Below are 19,406 nucleotides of genomic sequence, written 5' to 3' on the forward strand. Positions count from 1 at the left end.
ATAATCGACTCCCGTCAGTCAAATACTGAGAATTTCATATTTTCCACTAAGTCGACAACGTCTAGATTTTTATTCTTACAGTAAATATTTATCATGCTCCAGAAATTAGCTTCTGAGTTTTTGAAAATGATAAATGGGTACTCTTTATCCTCATAAAGCTCATTCCAACAAATCAACTTGCAACTTTCCATCTCGAGCAAAATAGACTTTAACCTGTAGTAGTCCAAGCCTGTCACTCGCTGTATTTCATCGTGATCGAAATATATGTTTTCAGTCTCTCTCCCCGTGAAACTTATTTCATGCTTCGACCTAGATAGCGAAATAGCAAAGATTCTTTTTGCGTCGGGAGATAGCGAGGCAAAATAAGGGAGTGCATCATTGAATGCTTTTACATCCTCATTTATCTCTGCTTGATCTCGACTATCAGACTCATATACACCCAAGTAAAGATTTTTAAGGGAGAGGACTTTGGATGTTTGAAAACCAGAGGTAACATCTAATATTGACGATTGCATGCTTCTAATAAATTTATCTATATCTGCATATGGACCCTCATGGTTTTCCTTGATTTTTTTTAAGATCTCAGAAGAGTAGATTTCAGTTTTATTAGTTTCTATATGGTGGTCGTAACACATTAGCATTAAGTTCTGGAAGCTTCGTCTTTGTTCGTTTGATGCTAATTCATTAAACCTTTCTCCGCCAGTCAAGGCAGCCTCTATGTGGCATATCTGGCCAACAAAATTCCCCTCACCGTTAAACATCGGATGAAGGCACCCAGGGAATGCACACTGATTTCCAGATAAGGTATAGAGCCGTCTTAATGTGTCAGTGGTGGGAGGGAGTCTTTTCACTGTTTCCATATGGATACCTATAGGTTATTGGCAAAGAACTGATTTCTATGCGTGTACGAAATTATCATGAGACAAATGTACAATAAACCGAGCATGGAGATATTCGGAGTTATTTACTATCTTTGCTTTTGCGGATTCTCGCCGTAAGAGGATGCTATTTTAGCCTGATATCTAGACCTCCCTGTTTATAATAACTTTTAACAAATCACTAATCCTTCAATCTTTAGTGATCTGCCAGTCGTCAAAAGACATTATTTTTTTCTAGGCTTTCCATCGTCGTCACGTTTATCGCGGACTTGGCCATCTTTATTTCTAGATCGAGGCTGCTCCCCACCACCGGGCTTGGAAACATTTACATTTGGATTTAGTGGTCTTCTGTCTGTCATTTTTTCTTCCTTAAATGCCTGAAGGGCTTTCTAGAAAAATAGCAGCCTCTGAGTCATTAAATACTCGGTTATATCAGTCTCACTGAACCTCTGGTGGTCAAGGGGTTAGCACTGAGGCTAGCAAATAGCCATCTGCAATTCTACTGTCTTCTTTGAGCCATTTTCTTCCGGCCGCTTTTCGGCGTGCATTGTTCAAGTCGGATGTAAACGAGGGTCAGCACCAATGCATTTAGCTGATTGGTGGGAATGCAAACAGGTGATCAGATGGGGCGCAATAACGCAGGCCTCGAAATCTCGGTGATCCGCTTTTCCACACAGGTCCATCCAAACAGGGCTGCAAAGCCGCCCTGCTTGGATGGACCTCACTTAAAAAATCTAAAGCCCACCAACTGTCTGTGGAAAACCACTGATTTCCACCGGTGGATAATTTCATCCACAGCCGCAGAACTCCCGAAAATTCGAGCCTTGACCCGAATTATCCACAGGCGTAGAAAAGATCGGGCAAAGCGCTGTCGTTGACAGCAACCCAGGTAGCCAGAGCCTTTGAGGCTACGCCACACCGTGGTGGTTCTCCCAAAGTGCGATTAGCGTCCGGCGGCTCGCACGGTCACAGCGATGTGATGGATGCCTACTTCTACCAGAGTGCCCACTGCGGCAACTCATACCCCTTTATAGCTGCCCTGCAGCAACCTATCCGCTTGGCCATTTCATTGCGCCAACCTGCGCCCGTCTCTTTCTTCCGGAAAGAGACGGGCGCTCCTACCGCTGCTGCAGCCCACCTCGTACAAGGCTTTGCGGCATTTCCCCTCGTGACAATCGGCGTGACAAACACCGAAGTCACCAGCAACAGCGATGCAGATGATGGTGCCGCAGTCCACGGAATGGACTTCACCTGACTGACAGTCAGGCATGCCCCGGTCATCGCTTCACTGCCTTAACCCGACTCAGGATCTCGCAGCGCTGGTCTCGTCAGCCAGCGCAGCCTCCACCCGCCCACTTCTTCGGAAGTGCTCAGGAGGCCAGATCATGAGATGCCCAAGCTCCCGGTCGTAAGGAGCCGCCAGTCCCGCGTTAGTGGACAACCCTCACAGGTCGCAGGGGCCTTGATCCCTGATAACACTCAACATTCTTGGCGGGATGACGTGGGGAAGGTTTTAAAAGTTTTGGCTTCAAGAGGTGTTCGATCATGGCACTGGTGGGCAGGCGAGATGGACGCAATTTTGGCTATGGGCGACAACTGAGTTATGCCGGGCCGCAGGCGCTGAAAGATCTATTTGGCGGCGGGCATTACGGCACGGTCAAAGCGCACAGTGATCGTTGGCGGGCGTTTGTGCGCTGGTATCGGTCCGAAGGTGGGCCGGGATTCAACGATGCGAGGAAGATCAATCGGCAGACCTTGCTGGACTACGCCGGGTACCTACGCCAGCAAGTTGAACACGGTGAGCTTGCCATCGCGACTGCGCAAAACCGATTGTCCAGCGTCAACAGAACCATGGCAGCGCTTCGCGGTGATCAGTATGTAAGGGTGGCGAGTCCGAGCAAGGCGCTTGGGATGCAGCGCACCAGCGTCCGCACCATGCCTCCGCAAGGCCAGGACCGCGATCACGTAAAACGTATCGTCGACGTCCTCTCCGAACATCTGCAGCCGCGCGCCGCGGCCATCGCTCAGTTGGCGCGAGCAACCGGCATGCGCCTGCGAGAGGCCATTTTGGCTGATCTTCCTCGACTGCAAAGGGAAGCCGAACGATACGGCAAGATCAACATTCAAGATGGTACCAAAGGTGGCCGCTCAGGTGCGTCGGCGCCTCGTTGGATCTGGGTGGATAATCATATTCGTGAAGCGCTCACGTACGCCGAGCAGGCCTCTCCCGTCGGAAGCGACAACTTGCTTGCACTGAACGAAAGCTACCTAGACTTTCAACAGCGAATCATCCGCCCTGCACGGGACATCCTTCACGCGCACAACCTCAAGGGATTCCACGAATTGCGTGCGGCCTACGCATGCGAACGGTATGAGCAGATTACAAACCAACTTGCGCCAATCAAAGGAGGTAGTTGCTACCAGCTCGACCAACACCTCGATCAGGAGGCACGCGCACAAATCAGCTATGAGCTGGGGCACGGTCGTATCGACGTAGTTTCGGCTTACATCGGTGGCCGAGCATGAGCAAGCCATTCGATATGGAGGTATTCCTCGCGGGAGTCATGAGCGGATCGCAAACGACACGTCAGCGCCACCTACACCAAGCAAAAGCCATCCAAGCAGCTATAGCTGTGCGCTGGCACCGAGACAATCCATGGACGTGGCAAAGAAAGCATGTGCTATGGTTTTTGTGCAGGAAAATACGACATCGAGCCGCGTCCACACGTTATTACTATAAGCTGACTGCCGAGTTAATTGCTATGCGATTAAGTAAAAAATGGAGATTTGACACATGAAAGAAACAACGCGAGCTAGGGTCGCCGCCATAGTCGGCGCTGCCAAAAATCAGAAAAAAATAAGTTCTATTTACGATTACTCGACTTCATGCCATAGGAATATTTCAGCTAGCATCTCAAACGGAAAAGTTGAAGGGTATGACTATACAACATCTAGCTTCTTTTCTGGAAGCAGCAACAACTCACTAGACTTCTATGACTACAACAATTCAAAACATGTAAATCTCAAAATGAACGGAAAGAAATTTGATGGCTATGACTACGACACAAAAAAATATTTTAGCGGAACCATAAATGGAAAAAATATTTCTCTGTACGATTACGATACTGGAACACACTACAACTACAGCATTTAAACGTTAAGAATTAACTAAAAGCGTCACCGATTAAATATGCGTCTGAACTTTATTAGCACTGCCTGACTTATCCAGACCCCCAGATAGTATCAGGCACTGCCTTCCAGCATCGCAAGCTAATCTAGATCTTTTACGTTTTCATGGCCGAACCAGTCCTTCGCTTTTTCAACAACTGCGTCAGATGGCGAGTGATAAAATAAAGCCAAATTTGATTTTGCACGGGTACAGCATACGTAGAGAATTTTACGCGTCCTATTCACCACACTTTCTTTATCCATACGATCAGTAAACAAATAATCAAAGTTATAGGAGTTCCACCGCCCATTGTTCAGAACAACCAGAACATCAGGAAATTCTCGACCTTTGGTTTTATGCTGAGTAGAGAATGGTGTAAATCCTTCAAGATATTTAAATAATTTCTGAAATTGAGAGAATGGGAGCGCGGCCACTTGGTTATAAATATAACGTTTCGACTCCATAAATGATTGAAGGCGATCGTCAACCCTAACAAGGCCACTTACATTTGCCTCATCGATAACTTGCTGTACTGTTTTATCATCGATTTTAGATAAATTGACAATCCTCTCCTTCAGTCTAACTTTATCACTCTTAGATGTGACCGCATGTTCAGTTACGCGAAGAAACTCATTAAAACTTCCATCCAAGTAAAGCTGGACATTTTTTTGTATTTTAAATAAATGTTTTATCAGGTCATCCCTATTACCACCGCCACGCCCCAGCTCACTTCGATCAGATTTCTGATCGTCTATAAGCTGGTCTTTGTCAACATATAAAGAAGCCAGCTCACCATATGGGAAATCCAGCGCTCGATCATATATAGCTTGGTGTTCTGCAATATATATCGCCATGCCGTCTGTGGGATCAACGTCTTTTAAGGCTTTACCAGTCTTTTTATACTTCAACTCGGCCAATACTTCTCCGAACGTTTTTCCCTCGGAGTTAAAAGCAGGCTCCTTTTTCTTAATATAACTTTTGATCCTACGGACATACTCTAAAATCTTATCGCCATCATAAATCCTCATCAACTCACTAAACCCTGCTTTGGCAGCGATAAGGTTATGAGTGAGATTGAGTTCCTTAGCGCCTGATGACTCGGAAAACTCCCAACCCAAATATTCTTTTACAATATTAACGTCATCATTGGATGAATATAGAAATTGTATATGACCATCTTTTACACCACCTTCATTGGTCATATTGGGAGCATTTAAATCTTTAGAAGGAACTTGGAAAAGCCCATCATTCCTAAGTTTGTTTGCCAAATCGATTACATTTTTTGGATTTCTTCTATTTTCTTCTTTCTTTATTTCTCTAACCTGCCCAACCCCCTCCCCTTTGTAAGCATCTAAATCACCAATGCCTTCATCATAAATTGCCTGCATTGCATCGCCAAAAAAACCAATAACATTTGGATCACCAACTCTAGTCAACTGCGCAAGAAGTATATCTACAACTTCCGCCTGAGTATCTTGATACTCATCCACCATGATATATGGATAACAATCTTTCAGTATCCGGCACAGTTTGTCGTATCTTTTAAACATCTCGTTAGCAAGTACAATAACTTCATCATGTGAAATTACCCCATCCCTAAATTTTACGTACTCCTTATACCTAACATCCCCCTCAATAGTATCTAATTTTTCTGGTTCGCCGTTGCCATCTAAAACTTTAAACCCTGATATTTCGTCATCATTAATCAGCGCTAACAAAACCTCCTTTAGTTCTACTTGAAAATGTTTGATTACTCCCCAGAGAAAGTCATGGATCGTAGAAACGTGCAGATTTGGATGGCTGGCTCTGCCCTCAATCTCCCGCACCGCGGCGTTGGTGTAGGTAATACACGCTACGCGTGCCAAAGGCTTGAGGGTAACCAGATTCGTTATAACCTCTACCAAAGAGTAAGTTTTACCACTTCCAGCACCGCCACTCAGTAAAAAACTCTTACCCTCACTGATAGTATCAAGAATCTTTTTCGCCTCGTCACTAACCTCCTCTAAGTTCTTCATTTGCGCAACCATTCCAGGCCCTCTTGGATATAGTGAGGAGTCTTCCAATTGGAAAAGTCAGATTTTTTATCAGGTATACTATTAAGCAGGATTTCAATCGCTAACGAAGGCTTTTTGCCAACTGCCTTCTCTGCAAACTCAAATGCATCGCACTCGCCATTTATATATTTGTTGAACCACTTTGGCGTTAGAGATGGAAATTTTTCAGAGTCAGTTCCAAGTAGTGCTTTGTTTAGCGAAAAGAATGCATCTTCGAAGCTTCTTCCATGATAGCCATCGTCTTTAGTCTGATATGCTAGAAAAATACAGCCATCGACATCGACCTTCCATTCGCCTCCGACTTTAGATAAAGCCTTACCTTCAATATTAAGGGAGGTAAAGTAGCCCAAATCCTCTCTGACCTTGCCGTGATAAAATATTAACGATCCATTAGCTGTATGGTCTGCCGCCGGGTCATCAGGACGACATTTTATAGTCTCTATTTTCTGAGTGCCTTTTTTGTATAGCTGGGGAGTAACTCCATCCTTTTCAAAAAGCAATTCTTTAATCCCGCTATCTATATCAGTCAAAATTAAAGCTTTAATACCAATAAAATGGATAAACTTTTCAAAGATTTGAGCATGTGCTCCTACCTCCACAATTGAAATATTCTGTGAAAGTAGAGGTATAGCGCCAGCATCAGGAATTTCTTGGTCAAACTTTCTCATCATTGCTGGTAGAAGAATCTTCTCAGTATCACCCTCAATAAGGATTGCTTTATCAGCAAAAAATAGCTCGGCTCGGTTCAACGTAAGATATTGCTTAAGGAATTTGTAGTGTAGTTCAGCCTGGGCATTGTCATTCACATCATCGGACGAATACTCCGACTTGAGCGCCTTAAGATTTTTTGCGTCCACACTGTTAGCAAGAGGTGACTTCCTCAAATACTTGATATCGTCGAAATCACACTCTGCCACTATATGAGATGAGTGAGTGCTGATAATCGTTTGAAGATGAATCTCCACTCCATCTTCTCTCACCCTGCTTTCTTTCAACAGGGACTTTATATTCTTTATAAAAGTATATTGCATCTGAGGATGTGTATGCGCTTCCGGCTCCTCAATAAAAAGTAAATTAATCGCAGCAGGATTTTCTTTACTAGATCTCCGAAAAGAAGTCATCAGCATTTCTATTTCAAAAATCATGCTGATTAGATTCATATAGCCAAGCCCATTAAAGTGCTCTGGAAGATCATGGGTATCGTGGGTATACATCACAGTTGTATTTCCATCCAACAGTTCTCGATGCTGCAGGGTGGATGCAATCTTAATATGCGTCTCGGACAATCTAGATCCGCCAAACTTTGCAACTTTCCCCAATAATCCAGAAAACATATCCTGATATATTTCGCTCAGTTCCTTATCCGTCGAACGCAGTTGCTTCTTAAAACCCTCGACAGCCTCTTGCTGCTCTTGGTTCTCAGATGTCTTTTTGTATATGATTGCAGTCTGAGAAGAGAGTGTTTTATCATTATCTTTATTCGTAACACTCCGCTTCGCACCGATAGATCTAAATGAAATAACATCAGCCAAACTAATATTTTCTTTAGTCAAGTCTGTGAACACATCCGGATCACTATAGGAAAAACTTTTCTTCCTGACTTGATCAAAGTAAATATGCTGATTTTCCTTAAGAAACAAACTCGAATCGTTGTCATATTTTTCTTTTACATCATTGTAATCATTCCGCATCGCCGTTAACTGCGGATAGCTAACCAAATACTCAAACCCAAGCACTATATGATTATCATCAGGATCCAAGCTCATTATTAACTGGCTTACTGGCGACAAATTATCGATACCATCGTACTCAATATATAACTTCAACGTTATACCCAAGGGGATATAGGCATTCTCTGGACCTATCGGGTCAGCCCCGCTCACCAATTTAATTAAGGCTGCTTTTAAATCGACGTTGAAATCGTCAAAAACTATTTTATGCTTTTCAGAAGAATTTATAAACTTCTCTAATGCAGAGAGCAGCGAAGTCTTTCCGCTATTATTTTTACCCAACACCAGAGAAAGATTGCTCTCAAGGTCAAGAGAGAACCTCTTCAGCAAGCGAAAATTATTAACTTCGATCCTTACTACTTTCATAAACCTATCCTTGTATTAAAATAAATTGCCCCGCAATTAGATATCAGACACATATAGTCCCTGACATAAAATAGTCAGTTAGCAATCAACAAAATTAGAACTATCGATGTGTAAGAGGCTGATATTAATGAGCTTAATCGCTTAAGCGGATTATTTGCATCCATGCTAATCAAGCCTCACCGCTGCCAAGGGTTACATGACCCAAGGAGCTGGCCACTTGCCAGACAGTAGCTAAAGCTTGGTCTACCTTGCAAGCAGCTAGCAAAGGCGCAGCTGGCATCGCACTCTTCGAATGAGAGAGATGTTCTAGATCTCAGGATAAATTTAGAGGTAGAAATTTCAGAAGCTTTATAAATATCAAATAAAAACAATAAGTTATGTTTATATTCGACTCCTGGTGCCGCACCATACAAAACAAAGCCCTCGCAGCAATGCGAGGGCTTTGTTGTTTCTGGCCCCCTCGGATCTGCCGAAGGCCGCAATCTTTAGATCTTCAGATTTCGACCCCGACGCGGATCCAGCTACCTCCCCGGAAGGCCCGCAGGCTGCTCAAAATCATCAGGCAGCCCCAGGAACATTTATTCCCATGCCCGACGGCAGGAACGGTCGAATTTCGTCGATTTCCCCGGCGCTAAGGCGCAACCCCGAGGCTGCAATCAGCCCATCTACTTGTGCTGGACGGCGGGCTCCGACGATGGCGCCTGTCACTACCGGTTGGCGAAGTACCCAGGCGATGGCGATTGCCGCTGCGCTCACCCCGTGCCTTTCTCCAATGCGTGCCATGACGTCAACCAATGTCAGGTTCGCACTCAAACGGGGTTCCTGGAAATCCGCACTTCGGGCCTTGCGCCAATCGTCATCGGGCAGTTGCGAGATGCGTTCACGGGTCATGCTGCCGGACAGCAGCCCCGACTGAAGCGTTGAATAGGCGAGGACACCCATCCCCACTTGCTCACAGAATGGCAGGACGTCCTGCTCGATGTCCCGCATCAAGGCGGAGTACGGCGGCTGGAGCGAAACGATTTCTGTCACTGCCTGCGCCCGCTTGAGTTGAGCGACATCGAAATTCGAGACGCCGATAGCGCGAATTTTTCCTTGATCGCGTGCGGCGGCCAAAGCCGAAAGTGCCATTTCAATACCTTCACTGCTGGCGTCGGCAGGAAAAGCAGGCCAGTGGATCTGGTAAAGATCGATGGTATCGACTTGAAGCCGGCGCAAGCTTGCGTCGATTTCGGCGAGTAAGGATTGGGGGGCCAGGGAGTGCGAAATCTGCTTCGTGACCGGGTCCCAGACCAAGCTGCCTTTGGTGAACACTAAAGGACGTCGCGAGGCCGGCACCCGACGCAGCAATTGCCCCACTAATTGCTCCGCATGGCCCAAGCCATAAACCGCAGCGGTATCAATCCAGTTCACGCCGCGTTCGACGGCATATTCAAGTGCGCTCAGGCTGTCGTTGTCATCCTGCGCTCCCCAACTGTATTCCCAACCGGTGCCGGCGATTGCCCATGTCCCCAGGCCAATTGGCGAAATCAGAAAATCCGATGATCCAAGACGATTCTTTTGCATGGCAACCTCTCCACAAATGATGTGAGAAGTATCTGGGAGAGCTCTCATGACGATAAGATAGGTAATCGTATTTTAACTACTGAACGACATTCATGAGTAATCACCCCGATCTCTCCGAACTCGATGCCTTTGCGGCCGTCGCTCGCCATCGCAGTTTTCGCAAGGCCGCGGACGAGCGTGGCGTTTCGGCTTCCGCGTTGAGTCACGCGATGCGAGCGTTGGAGGCACGCCTGGGTATCAGGCTGCTAAACCGAACCACTCGTAGCGTGACCCCGACCGAGGCCGGCCAGCAGCTATTGGCGACGCTGGTCCCGACCCTGAACCAGGTTAACGAAGCATTGGCGCAGTTGACCTCGATGCAGGAAGTGCCCGCTGGCAAACTTCGCCTCAACGTGGCGCGTCCGGCGGCTCGCGTCGTGTTTGCGAAAGTGCTCGCACCCTTCGTGGCCAGGTATCCACGTATTCAATTGGACCTGATCACCGATGATGGATTGACCGATATCGTGAGTGGCGGGTTTGACGCGGGAGTCCGCTTTGGTGAAAGCCTGGCCGGCGATATGATCGCAGTCCCTGTCGGCGCACCTCAATCGTTCGTGACCGTTGCTTCGGATGCCTATCTGGCCGCTAACGGAATCGCGCACGCCCCTCGCGACTTGCTCGAGCATGCGTGCATTGCCAGGCGTTTTCCCAGTGGCAAACTTTACGCTTGGGAGTATCAAGCAGACGGTCAACCGATACGGTTATCCGTCACAGGCCCACTCATTCTGGAAGACGATGCGCTGATGATTCAGGCGGCGAAAGATGGCGCCGGTATTGCCTATGTCTACGAGGAACTGGTGCGCGACGACATCCGGAACGGGCATCTCAGAGAAATACTCCAGGAATGGAAAGCACCGCCAAGCCGATTCTTTCTTTATTACTCCAGCCGGCGCCATGTGCCACCGGCCTTGAGCGCCCTCATTGAATTCATCAGAGCGGGCGAGGTGCGGACCTGATTTATCTGAGTCCCGTCTGCCGCAAGCGCTAAGCACTTAGCTGCTTGATCCAGTCAAGGCCCGCAACGGTAGAACCGCAAGGACGGTATTCACACCCGATCCATCCTGTGTAGCCACGCTGCTCCAGCGCCGCGAACAAAGCGGCGAAGTCAATATTCCCTGTTCCCGGTTCGTGACGACCCGGGCAGTCGGCAATTTGCACATGGACTGTTCTGTCATAAAACCGAGCCAGAATATCTGCCGCGTTTCCAGTCAGAAGCTGGGCATGGTAAAGATCGAGAATCAGCCCGACACTCGGGAAAGTCTCCAGCACCTGTTGCGCCTTGCTGAAGTCAGACATGTAATAGCCCGGCATCTCTTGCGTACAAATGACTTCGATAAGCGGCCGCAAACCCTGATCCTCGAAGTACTTGACGGCATACTCCAGGTTGCCTTCGAAGATAGGTCCTGCGTCATCCTGCGTTGTAACGCCAGACATGATGTGGACATCCGAACATGCCAGCGCCTTTGCATAGCGGGCGGCCTGGAGCAAACCGTGGCGAAACTCTTCTTCCTTGCCCTGCAAGGCAGCGATGCCTTTGGTAACGCCCGCCGGTGCGGCGAACTGAATCAACGGCAGACTGTATTGCGCCAGGTGATCGGCCAGGAGGCTCGCGTCGAATTCATAGGGCGACGGGAATTCCACCGCCCGAAAACCCGCTGCGGCGGCTGCTTCGATGCGTTGCAGAAAAGGCAATTCATTGAATTGGAAACCGAGATGAGCATTGAACTTGAGCATTGGGTAAATATTCCATCCTTGGGAAGAAACGAAATCATCAGCCTGGAGCATCCTTCGCAGCTCCAGCACTGCATCAAAACAAAGCCCTCGCAGCAATGCGAGGGCTTTGTTGCTTCTGGGGGGGCGTGGGGCTAACAGCATTGGCCCGAACAGTCAGCACAAGAAGTCTCTCAGCCACTAATGAGCAGATCTCCCTCTGCTACGCTTCACAAGCCACTGCTTTCCTCAGTTGTGATTTCCGGTAAGTACGTGGCACCACACGACCGAAAGAAACACCAACGAGTAAGGAACACTCCCATGACTCTTCACAAGATAACCCTGGCGGGTGCGCTGTTGTTCGCTCTGGCCGGCTGCAACTCCATCGCCAGCAGTACCAACACGCTAACCGATGAGCAGATCAAATCTCAGAGCGCTGGCGCGTTAGGCTATTCACCTTCTGACTTGAGTATTGTCAGCCGTCGTACTGAAGGCACGAATACTTATGTCGCGCTGAAAACCAATGATAACCAGCAGTTCAACTGCATCATTAACGGAGGAAACCTGCTGACGCTGGGTATGACCAATCCACCGTCATGCGCGAAAAAGGGTGAACCGATCAAGGTAGCGCCGTTCGGAGGTTAATGACTCAAGGATGAGAGCGCTGGTCGTCGTCCTTGCTGTGAACAGCGCCCTACTCCTGAACCGCTCTCAGTGCCCCGCACTCTGCCCACCATCAACATGCAAGATCTCGCCGGTGACAAAGTTGGCGCTGTCCAGATACACCACAGCCTGAGCAATATCGCTGATCTCTCCCATGTGCCCAACCGGGTGCAAACTTCCCAGTGCTTCGTGAGTTTCCTCACCATGCATCGGCGTCTTGATGATGCCCGGGGAAACCGCATTCACCCGAATGCCACGCTTGGCATACTCAATGGCCAGGGATTTGGTCGCCGCGTTCAATCCACCTTTGGTCAACGAGGCCAATACCGACGGCACGCCGTCAATGGCGTGGTCCACCAGGCTGGTGGTGATGTTGACGATGTGGCCGCTGCCCTGTTTTTCCATCTCGGTGATCGCGAGTTGGGTGATGTAGAAGAAACCATTCAGGTTCACCGACAGCACCGCGGCATAGTCCTCGGGGGTGTAGGCAGTGAATGGCTTGGCGATGAAGATCCCGGCGTTGTTGACCAAGGTGTCGATACGGCCGAAACGTTCGATCGTTTCACGGATGACTCGCTGGGCGATCGCCGGGTCGCCGATGTCGCCGGCAACGGTAAGGATGTCCGGGTCGGTGGATGGCTGGATCGAACGCGAAGTAGCGACGATCCGGTAATCGAGATCACGGAAGGCCTTGACCATGCCTGCGCCGAGACCTTGAGAGGCGCCAGTAATAACGATGACTTTTTTCGAATTGCTCATGATGAACCCTCTACTACTGAATGATGGCTTTGACGGACGCGGTCATGACTGCCCTTGCGCCTCAGCCAGTTGCTTGCGGTATTGGGTAGTGGTGATCCCGGCATAGCCCCAGTTATCGGTGTCGACTTCTTCGATCACGATGTGGGTCAGGTCCGGGCGTTTGTTGAGGACGCGTTCCAGGGTTTCAGTGATTTCGGCGATCACCTGAGCTTTCTGCTCGGAGGTAACGCCATCGCGGGTAATGCGTACGCTTACGAAAGGCATGATGAATCTCCAGTGACCCTCTCATCGGAATGATGGGGAGGCGTTGGAGAGGACTGTATGAGGTGGGGTCAGGGGGATAAAGGTGGGGACGGGAACATCATTAGTGATGTGGTGTAATGAGTTTATGCCCCGAACCTTTTCCTTCGCTGCGAAAGTCTTCACCGTCATTACGAGGCCGACCAAGAAAAAACCGGCCCGGAAAGACGCCGACACACGGTCAAATACACCCGTTGACACCCGCGTCACACGGGAAGAAAATTTAATTGAGAGCGCGAAACCGACTGCCTTCAGGTGGCGATAGTCGATGTAGGAGCCCCGTTGATGACCTGAAAATCAGCGCTCGGGTAAACCTCTCCTCCCCTGCTTGAGGGAGCACAATATCAAGCACCTATTCATCAAAGCAGCCTGATCAGGCTGCTTTTTTTTTGCCCTGGAAAAAGGTTTAGCTGCTTCCAAAAAACGCCCACACCTCTCCATCCGGGCCTTTTCTTTGACCCTGATCACCTACCCGCCACCAAAACCCCGATCCTGTGTAAGCCTCCAACCATCGGACGCGGAATCATTTCGCTACTAAACTCGGGACAAGCATGCTCAGGTGCAGGATCATAGCCAGCACGCGACCGACGCCCACCGGGGCGATCAGGTACACAACAATAGCCAGCCCACTTTAGAGGGCATTACCCAAATGGATAGCAGAACCTTACGTAACCTCATGCGCATTGTGCAGACCGGCTCATTGTCGGCGGCGGCAGAGCATTCCTGTTTGACCGTGCAGGCATTGGCCGCGCAGTTGAACAAGGTCGAAGAGCAGTTCGGTTTTCGGTTGTTTCGTCGCTCCAACAAGGGGCTGACGCTGACAACGCAGGGCACGGAGCTCACGCCCTACATGGACAAAGTGTTGGTCGCCACGCGGCAACTGGAAGAAAAGGTCGCCGCGCTCAAGGTGCCTGGACAGCGCACGCTCAAGGTTGCACTTAACACCACGCTCTCGGTTGACTTCAACCGGCGAATGATCGGACGCCTCATTGAGGTGTTTCCTGATTATCAGCTGGAATTCAGCTACGCCGAGTCGATGGAAAACCTCAGCAAGCTGAAGAATGAAGACTTCGACCTGGCCGTGCTGATCGGGCCGCAACAACCGGGGTTACCCAGCATTGCACTGCCCGATGTGCAGGTGCAGGTGGTGGGTGCTCATTGCGGTCAGGAAAACGATCCGCTGATGCTGCTCGGCAATAAGTTTCAGGTACGTCCTGCCGACGATTGTCCGTATTCCCACAGCTTCTTGCGTTTTCTCGACGCCGGCCTTGGTAATTACGAGTCAGGCAAGCGGATGATCTATTCCTGCAGCGAGACCCTGACCCTGTCATTGATCACGCAAATGGACGGCCTCGGCATGGTTTCCCGTGAGGCGGCCCTGCGTAACGGCTTGACCATTTTCCCGGATTTCGAGGACTCCCTCGAAGTACGGCTGGCGGTCAATAACCCCGAGCTGTCGGGCCAGGCTCTGAACGACGTGGTCGCTCTGTCGCTACATGAACGATCCGAGCGCGATGTACGCAGCCGTTCCCACCGCTACGCTGAGAAAGAGGTTTTTGCTGAAATACGCACATAACAACGTCGGAATGGCCGCATAAAACTCCGGGCGATCGAGCTGCACATGCTGATCCTTGATCAACAGCGGCGTGAGGCTGATGGCAGCGACGATCGCCACCGGCAGGTATTCCAGCGCCCGGGCGACCAGGGGTGGCCAATGATCGGTGCTCACCTGCAGCGGCAACGCGCGCGGCAGGAACGTCACGGCCATCATCAACGCGACGACCAGGATCAGGAACGTTTGGTCAGGCATACACCCACCCCGCAGCCCACGAATGTGGCGATGAATACGTTGAAGGGTGAATTGCCGATCAGGCTCAGGACACCCATGCAGGCGACCGCGGCCAGTGCGGCGATCAGTTTATTGCGGGTGTTGCACAGCGATACCAGCACGTAGAGCATCATCGCGGTCAGCGCATAGTCGAGCTGATATTTGATCAGATGCGCCGCGTACTGTGCGCAGATTGCTCCCAGCAAACCGCCCAGCACCCACGATGTGTGGCAATACAGATTAAAGCCAATCAGATAACGCACATTGACCGGCGAGCCCTTGCCCAGTTTGACGCTGTGGAAGGCGAACGATTCATCGGTCAGCCCGCCGGCATAACACCAGCGCTCGAGACGACTGAGCCCCATCGCCTGCAAGGCCTTGGCCATGTAGACCGACATCAGCATGTGCCGTGCATTGATCAGAAACGTGGTGAGGATGATGGTGGTCAGCGATGCGCCGCTGGAGATCAGCGCCAGGGCGGCGAACTGCGAGGCACCGGCATAGACGAACAGGCACATCGCGACCGGCAGCCATACAGGCAATCCGGCATTGACGGCCATCAAGCCGAACACAAACGACACCGTGAAGTAGCCCGCAATAACCGGGCTCGCTTCAGCAAACGTGCGCGAGGGCTGGGGCTCGACCATCAGCGGCTGGCTGCTGGACGTCTCATTCATAGGTCCCTCTCAAAGGTAGTTTCGCCACGCGGCTCGCAAAAGCCCTGGGCACTCCAAAAACGTTTGCCGGCAAGGTTAGCATCGTCAACGAACAGGAACATCCGCAGCACACCGACCCGTTTCATGTCTGCCGACGCCGCTTCCACCAGACGCTGACCGACGCCTTGGCTGCGATACACCGGGCTCACCGCCAGGTGATTGATGGTGCCACGGCTGCCGAGCATGCCGCCCAACACCGCGCCGACCACTTCACCACGGATATCGAGCGCGAGGAACGCGGTGGTGGTTTTCTGCACCAACACACCGCGCAGGCATTTGGCGTCCTGCCATTCACAGAACGACACTTCTTCGAATTGTCGAAAGAAGCGCTCCAGGCGCTGGGCATCCTTGGCCGTCGCGCGTTGCAACATTACCGGTGCAGGGCACTCGGCAATGTGCATCATGGGGTCGAGCTGTTCAGCGAACAATGTCGAAAGCGGTCCCGGGCCGCGAGAACGAAATGGCCAGAATCTGCCGATAGGCCATTTCGTGAGCGTGGGTGTTGCGTGCCGGTGTCACGTAGTGACGCATGTCGCGATCGAGGAAGTAGGTCGTGTCGAGGATTTCCAGATAGGTCGTCGCCGCCAATTGTTCCTGTTGGGCCGAATACAAACGGCTCTCCGCACCATCCACGTTGTTGCGGCCCCAGAAATGCACACCGCTGAACGGATAACCGTCGCAGTGAATACCTTCAGGGGTAATTTCCAGTTGCTTGCCTGGCTTGATTTCGATGCGGATCTGATGGATCTGGCATTGCCAGATTTCGTCGTGCAACTCAGGCGGCAATACGTTTTTGTACACCTCGAAATCCGCATCGATGAGGCTGCGCATCACCGGCGAATTGATGACTTCATTGGAGAAGTCCTGAAAGTGCCGCTCAAGTCCGCCGACATAGCTGTTATTGGCCTTTGATTGCACGTAGGCGCGGTGTTCCAGCTGCGTCAAGTCACGGGTGACCGGGTTGTATTCGAAATCGCTGTAACGACGGAAACGCATGCCTGCATCGGCTTGGCCGTAATAACTGTCCGGCTCCATGCTTTCCCAACTTTTGGTCAATCTGACGAAGTCGGAAAAATGACCGAAGAGATTGAAGTCGGCTCCCTGGACGTTGACATATTTGTCGCGCCGTAGCGATTCGCCAACTTCTCTGTTCAAAACGATCATTACTAGGTCTCCACTGCATTTAGCGGCTTAATCTAGTAGGTGCGGGATTTGCGGCCCATGAGAAAGAATTTCAGGCATATCAAGCGCTGATTGAAACGCGCTATGAAGTTGCTTTAATTCGACTTTTTACGATCGAAAACAGCCATTTTTCGTATTTTCCTACGGTCATGAGGCGAAAAAAAACCCCGAACCAGTCGCAATACCTTTCATTTAAGAGAGTCTTGAGTCCGTGAAAACCTGTGGCGAGGGAGGCATGCTCGCGCTTGAGTGAGTAGCACTCACAAAAATCGGCAATGGTTGTCAGATTTTTGGGGCCGCTACGCAGCCCAACACGAGCAAGCTCGCTCGCCACAAAAGTAGGACATGACTGAGGAGCCGCACTTAAGTGAACAGCATTGCGAACGACTCAGCCGATCATCAAAAGATGTTGATCGGGTAATCCACGAACACCCGCAGTTCGTTGCCGCTGACGTTGTACTCGCTGGATTTGTGCGACACGCGCAGGATCGAGCTGCGTACCTTCACGCTCAGGTCTTTGGCCGGGCCACTTTGCACGACGTACTTGAACTGGTTGAAGATCTCGCGCTCGGTGCCGCCTTCGCTAGTGGAGGTGGTGATGTTGTCACCGCGCACATAGGCAAAGTTGTAGCTCAGGCCAGGAATACCGAATGCGCTGAAGTCCAGACCGTAGCCCAACTGCCAGCTGCGTTCGTCTTCGGCGTTGAAGTCAGACCAGTAGGAGTTCGCCAGATAGATGGTGTTGCCACCGTCGCCGACGCGACCTTGATCCTTCTGGTAGCCACCGTAGGCGTAGCCCAGGTTGCTGTCGCCGGTGCTGCGTTGATGAGCGAGTGTGAACGAGTGCGGGCCGGTGGCGAAGGTCGCTGCCAGGCTCCAGATTTTGTTGTCGTCGCCGGTAGCACCGCTTTCGCGGACATAGGAATCGTCCAGCTTGGTGCGGTAGCCGTTGAAGTCCAGGGTCAGGGACTGATCCTTGTCGATCGGAAACACGTAGTTGGCGTTCACGTATTGCTTCTTCAGCACGTCTTCGACGTCGGACGCGTACAGCGCAGCCTTGAACTGCTCGGTGAACTGGTAACTACCGCCCAACACGTTGATCGACTTCAAGCCACCGCTGTCACGGCCTTCAGCACTTTTGCGCGATTCGGCGGTGAAGCGACCTGCGTTCAGCTCCAGGCCTTTGATCTCCTTGGAGGTGATCAACGTGCCGGTGTAGCTTTCCGGCAGCAGGCGCGAGTTGTCGTAGTTCAGCACCGGCAGGGCCGGCATCTGGTCGCCATAGGTCAGCGTGGTGCTGGAGAGACGGAACTTGACTGCCGCGCCACCCTTCGACAGGTCGTCAGCCGCGTTGCCGCTATCACCCTGTTTGAAGAAATCGATACCACCGGCGCCGCTGCGGCCCTTGCCGCCATCCAGACGCAGCGCGTACAGACCGAAGGCATCCACACCGACACCGACGGTGCCCTGGGTGAAGCCGGACGAGAAAGTACCGATGGCCGCTTGGCCCCACTCGGCTTTGTCCTGTCGGCCGTCCTTGTAGTCACGATTGATATAGGCGTTGCGCAGCAGCACTTTGAGGCTGCTGTCTTCAACAAAACCCTTGGATTCGGCCTGGTCGTTAGCCATGGCCTGAGTGGCGCTCAACATCCCCAATGCGATCAGGCTGATTCGCTTGTTCAACATGTTATTTTCCTTATTACGGGTTGATACGCGCTGTGTCGAACCACTGAAATGGCGATATCGCGCTCTTTTTTCACCCAAAAACAAAAAGGCCCGCCCACGAAAATTCGCGGCGGGCCTTTTATTGTTTTGTGAGTCATGGCGGTTAGCCACAGGCGTGGGGCGCATCCTATCCGCGCCCTTAATAAGGTGTCAATTTCTTGAATCGTCTGTGAATAGGCGAAAATCGTCTAAGAAATCACTTGTCAGCGATAGCCAATTGCACGGTGTGGCTATCGACGAATTGTTCGAAATGCGTGACTTTGCCATCAGCCAGGGTCCACAAGTGAGCGACCCGGGCATTCATCGGGCGGCCGGTGGCTTTGTAGACTCCACTGTAATTGCCATAGGCAAATACCTTGTCGCCCTGTGCGACGTAGTGCTCGACCTTGAACTGAAAATCGTCCCATTCGGTGGCCAACCGCGTGAAGACGTTTTCGACGATGGCATCGAAACCGACGTAGGTGCCGGCGTATGGAAAACCCGCCGCTTCGGTCCAACGAGCGTCATCGGCCAGCGCCGCGGCGGTGTTGCGCGCATTCTCCTGCGAGTTGGCGCCTTCGTAGGTGCTTTTAATCAGGCTCAGGTTATCCATGGTGACTCCAGGTGAGTTCAATGGGCGCAGCCGTCGAGGCCACAGGCTTGAAACGCGGATGAAGACTCTTTTACCGCAAGCGACTGGCTCAACCATTGAGCGAACGCTTGCGGCTTTCCGAGCCAGGGG

Annotated in this window: 18 protein-coding genes and 1 pseudogene; 5 read left to right on the forward strand and 14 right to left on the reverse strand. The window is 50.8% G+C overall.

The genetic code is table 11. The annotated features are described in order from the left end of the window. Positions 1–14: 14 nt before the first annotated feature. Positions 15–860, reverse strand: a complete 846-nt coding sequence (locus PMI18_RS29905; RefSeq protein ID WP_007897482.1) for a hypothetical protein — start codon at positions 858–860, stop codon at positions 15–17. Positions 861–2,423: 1,563 nt separating this feature from the next. Here PMI18_RS29905 and PMI18_RS22035 point away from each other — a divergent pair. Both PMI18_RS22035 and PMI18_RS22030 read left to right on the forward strand, forming a co-directional pair. Then, positions 2,424–3,404: an integrase domain-containing protein gene (locus PMI18_RS22035; protein ID WP_007897485.1), complete on the forward strand. Its 981-nt coding sequence runs from the start codon at positions 2,424–2,426 to the stop codon at positions 3,402–3,404. Positions 3,405–3,672: 268 nt separating this feature from the next. Further along, positions 3,673–4,032, forward strand: coding sequence for a hypothetical protein (locus PMI18_RS22030; RefSeq protein WP_007897491.1), 360 nt, complete (start codon positions 3,673–3,675; stop codon positions 4,030–4,032). 116 nt (positions 4,033–4,148) lie between these two features. Here the strand turns inward: PMI18_RS22030 and PMI18_RS22025 are convergent, their stop codons facing one another. The 3 genes from PMI18_RS22025 to PMI18_RS22015 form a co-directional block, all read right to left on the reverse strand. Then, on the reverse strand, positions 4,149–6,074 hold the full coding sequence (locus PMI18_RS22025; RefSeq protein ID WP_007897498.1) for an ATP-dependent helicase: 1,926 nt from the start codon (positions 6,072–6,074) through the stop codon (positions 4,149–4,151). Next, entirely contained in the window at positions 6,059–8,197 is a 2,139-nt protein-coding gene (locus tag PMI18_RS22020; RefSeq protein ID WP_007897501.1) for an ATP-dependent nuclease, read from the reverse strand. The genes PMI18_RS22025 and PMI18_RS22020 overlap by 16 nt, the downstream gene beginning before the upstream one ends. 558 nt (positions 8,198–8,755) lie before the next feature. Further along, positions 8,756–9,763, reverse strand: a complete 1,008-nt coding sequence (locus tag PMI18_RS22015) for an aldo/keto reductase (protein ID WP_007897503.1) — start codon at positions 9,761–9,763, stop codon at positions 8,756–8,758. A 92-nt stretch (positions 9,764–9,855) separates the two neighbouring features. Here PMI18_RS22015 and PMI18_RS22010 point away from each other — a divergent pair, with 92 nt between their 5' ends. Beyond that, positions 9,856–10,758 carry a LysR family transcriptional regulator gene (locus tag PMI18_RS22010; protein WP_007897506.1) on the forward strand — a complete coding sequence of 301 codons (903 nt, stop codon included), beginning with the start codon at positions 9,856–9,858 and terminating at the stop codon, positions 10,756–10,758. Positions 10,759–10,786: 28 nt separating this feature from the next. Here the strand turns inward: PMI18_RS22010 and PMI18_RS22005 are convergent, their stop codons facing one another. Next, positions 10,787–11,536 carry a hydroxypyruvate isomerase family protein gene (locus PMI18_RS22005; protein ID WP_033036058.1) on the reverse strand — a complete coding sequence of 250 codons (750 nt, stop codon included), beginning with the start codon at positions 11,534–11,536 and terminating at the stop codon, positions 10,787–10,789. Between the two features lie 297 nt (positions 11,537–11,833). Between PMI18_RS22005 and PMI18_RS22000 the strand changes: the two genes are divergently transcribed. Continuing rightward, the gene (locus PMI18_RS22000) at positions 11,834–12,157 is read left to right on the forward strand and encodes a hypothetical protein (protein ID WP_007897510.1); all 324 of its coding nucleotides are present in this window, start codon (positions 11,834–11,836) and stop codon (positions 12,155–12,157) included. Positions 12,158–12,223: 66 nt separating this feature from the next. On the opposite strand, the gene PMI18_RS21995 is transcribed toward PMI18_RS22000, so the two are convergent. Both PMI18_RS21995 and PMI18_RS21990 read right to left on the reverse strand, forming a co-directional pair. Next, the gene (locus PMI18_RS21995) at positions 12,224–12,934 is read right to left on the reverse strand and encodes an SDR family NAD(P)-dependent oxidoreductase (protein WP_007897512.1); all 711 of its coding nucleotides are present in this window, start codon (positions 12,932–12,934) and stop codon (positions 12,224–12,226) included. Positions 12,935–12,976: 42 nt separating this feature from the next. Continuing rightward, positions 12,977–13,198, reverse strand: a complete 222-nt coding sequence (locus PMI18_RS21990; protein WP_007897514.1) for a tautomerase family protein — start codon at positions 13,196–13,198, stop codon at positions 12,977–12,979. Between the two features lie 685 nt (positions 13,199–13,883). On the opposite strand from PMI18_RS21990, the gene PMI18_RS21985 reads away from it, so the two are divergent. After that, a complete protein-coding gene (locus tag PMI18_RS21985) occupies positions 13,884–14,810 on the forward strand; it encodes a LysR family transcriptional regulator (protein WP_007897517.1) in 927 nt (308 codons plus the stop codon). On the opposite strand, the gene PMI18_RS30120 is transcribed toward PMI18_RS21985, so the two are convergent. The 7 genes and pseudogenes from PMI18_RS30120 to PMI18_RS31485 all read right to left on the reverse strand — a co-directional run. Further along, entirely contained in the window at positions 14,727–15,044 is a 318-nt protein-coding gene (locus tag PMI18_RS30120; protein ID WP_007897518.1) for an AzlD domain-containing protein, read from the reverse strand. The genes PMI18_RS21985 and PMI18_RS30120 overlap by 84 nt on opposite strands. Then, a complete protein-coding gene (locus PMI18_RS21980) occupies positions 15,023–15,739 on the reverse strand; it encodes an AzlC family ABC transporter permease (RefSeq protein WP_007897519.1) in 717 nt (238 codons plus the stop codon). Before PMI18_RS21980 ends, PMI18_RS30120 begins: the two co-directional genes overlap by 22 nt. Continuing rightward, positions 15,736–16,149: a GNAT family N-acetyltransferase gene (locus tag PMI18_RS21975; protein ID WP_177319015.1), complete on the reverse strand. Its 414-nt coding sequence runs from the start codon at positions 16,147–16,149 to the stop codon at positions 15,736–15,738. The genes PMI18_RS21980 and PMI18_RS21975 overlap by 4 nt, the downstream gene beginning before the upstream one ends. Positions 16,150–16,195: 46 nt before the next feature. Further along, a complete protein-coding gene (locus tag PMI18_RS21970) occupies positions 16,196–16,942 on the reverse strand; it encodes a 2OG-Fe dioxygenase family protein (protein WP_007897521.1) in 747 nt (248 codons plus the stop codon). A 417-nt stretch (positions 16,943–17,359) separates the two neighbouring features. Further along, positions 17,360–18,646, reverse strand: a complete 1,287-nt coding sequence (locus tag PMI18_RS21965; RefSeq protein WP_007897522.1) for an OprD family porin — start codon at positions 18,644–18,646, stop codon at positions 17,360–17,362. Positions 18,647–18,881: 235 nt separating this feature from the next. After that, positions 18,882–19,277: a nuclear transport factor 2 family protein gene (locus PMI18_RS21960; protein ID WP_007897523.1), complete on the reverse strand. Its 396-nt coding sequence runs from the start codon at positions 19,275–19,277 to the stop codon at positions 18,882–18,884. Between the two features lie 17 nt (positions 19,278–19,294). Then, positions 19,295–19,406 (reverse strand): annotated as a pseudogene (locus PMI18_RS31485) (DsbA family protein); the annotation flags it as partial.

Source organism: Pseudomonas sp. GM102 (assembly GCF_000282555.1).
In the GTDB taxonomy this organism is placed as follows: Bacteria; Pseudomonadota; Gammaproteobacteria; order Pseudomonadales; family Pseudomonadaceae; genus Aquipseudomonas.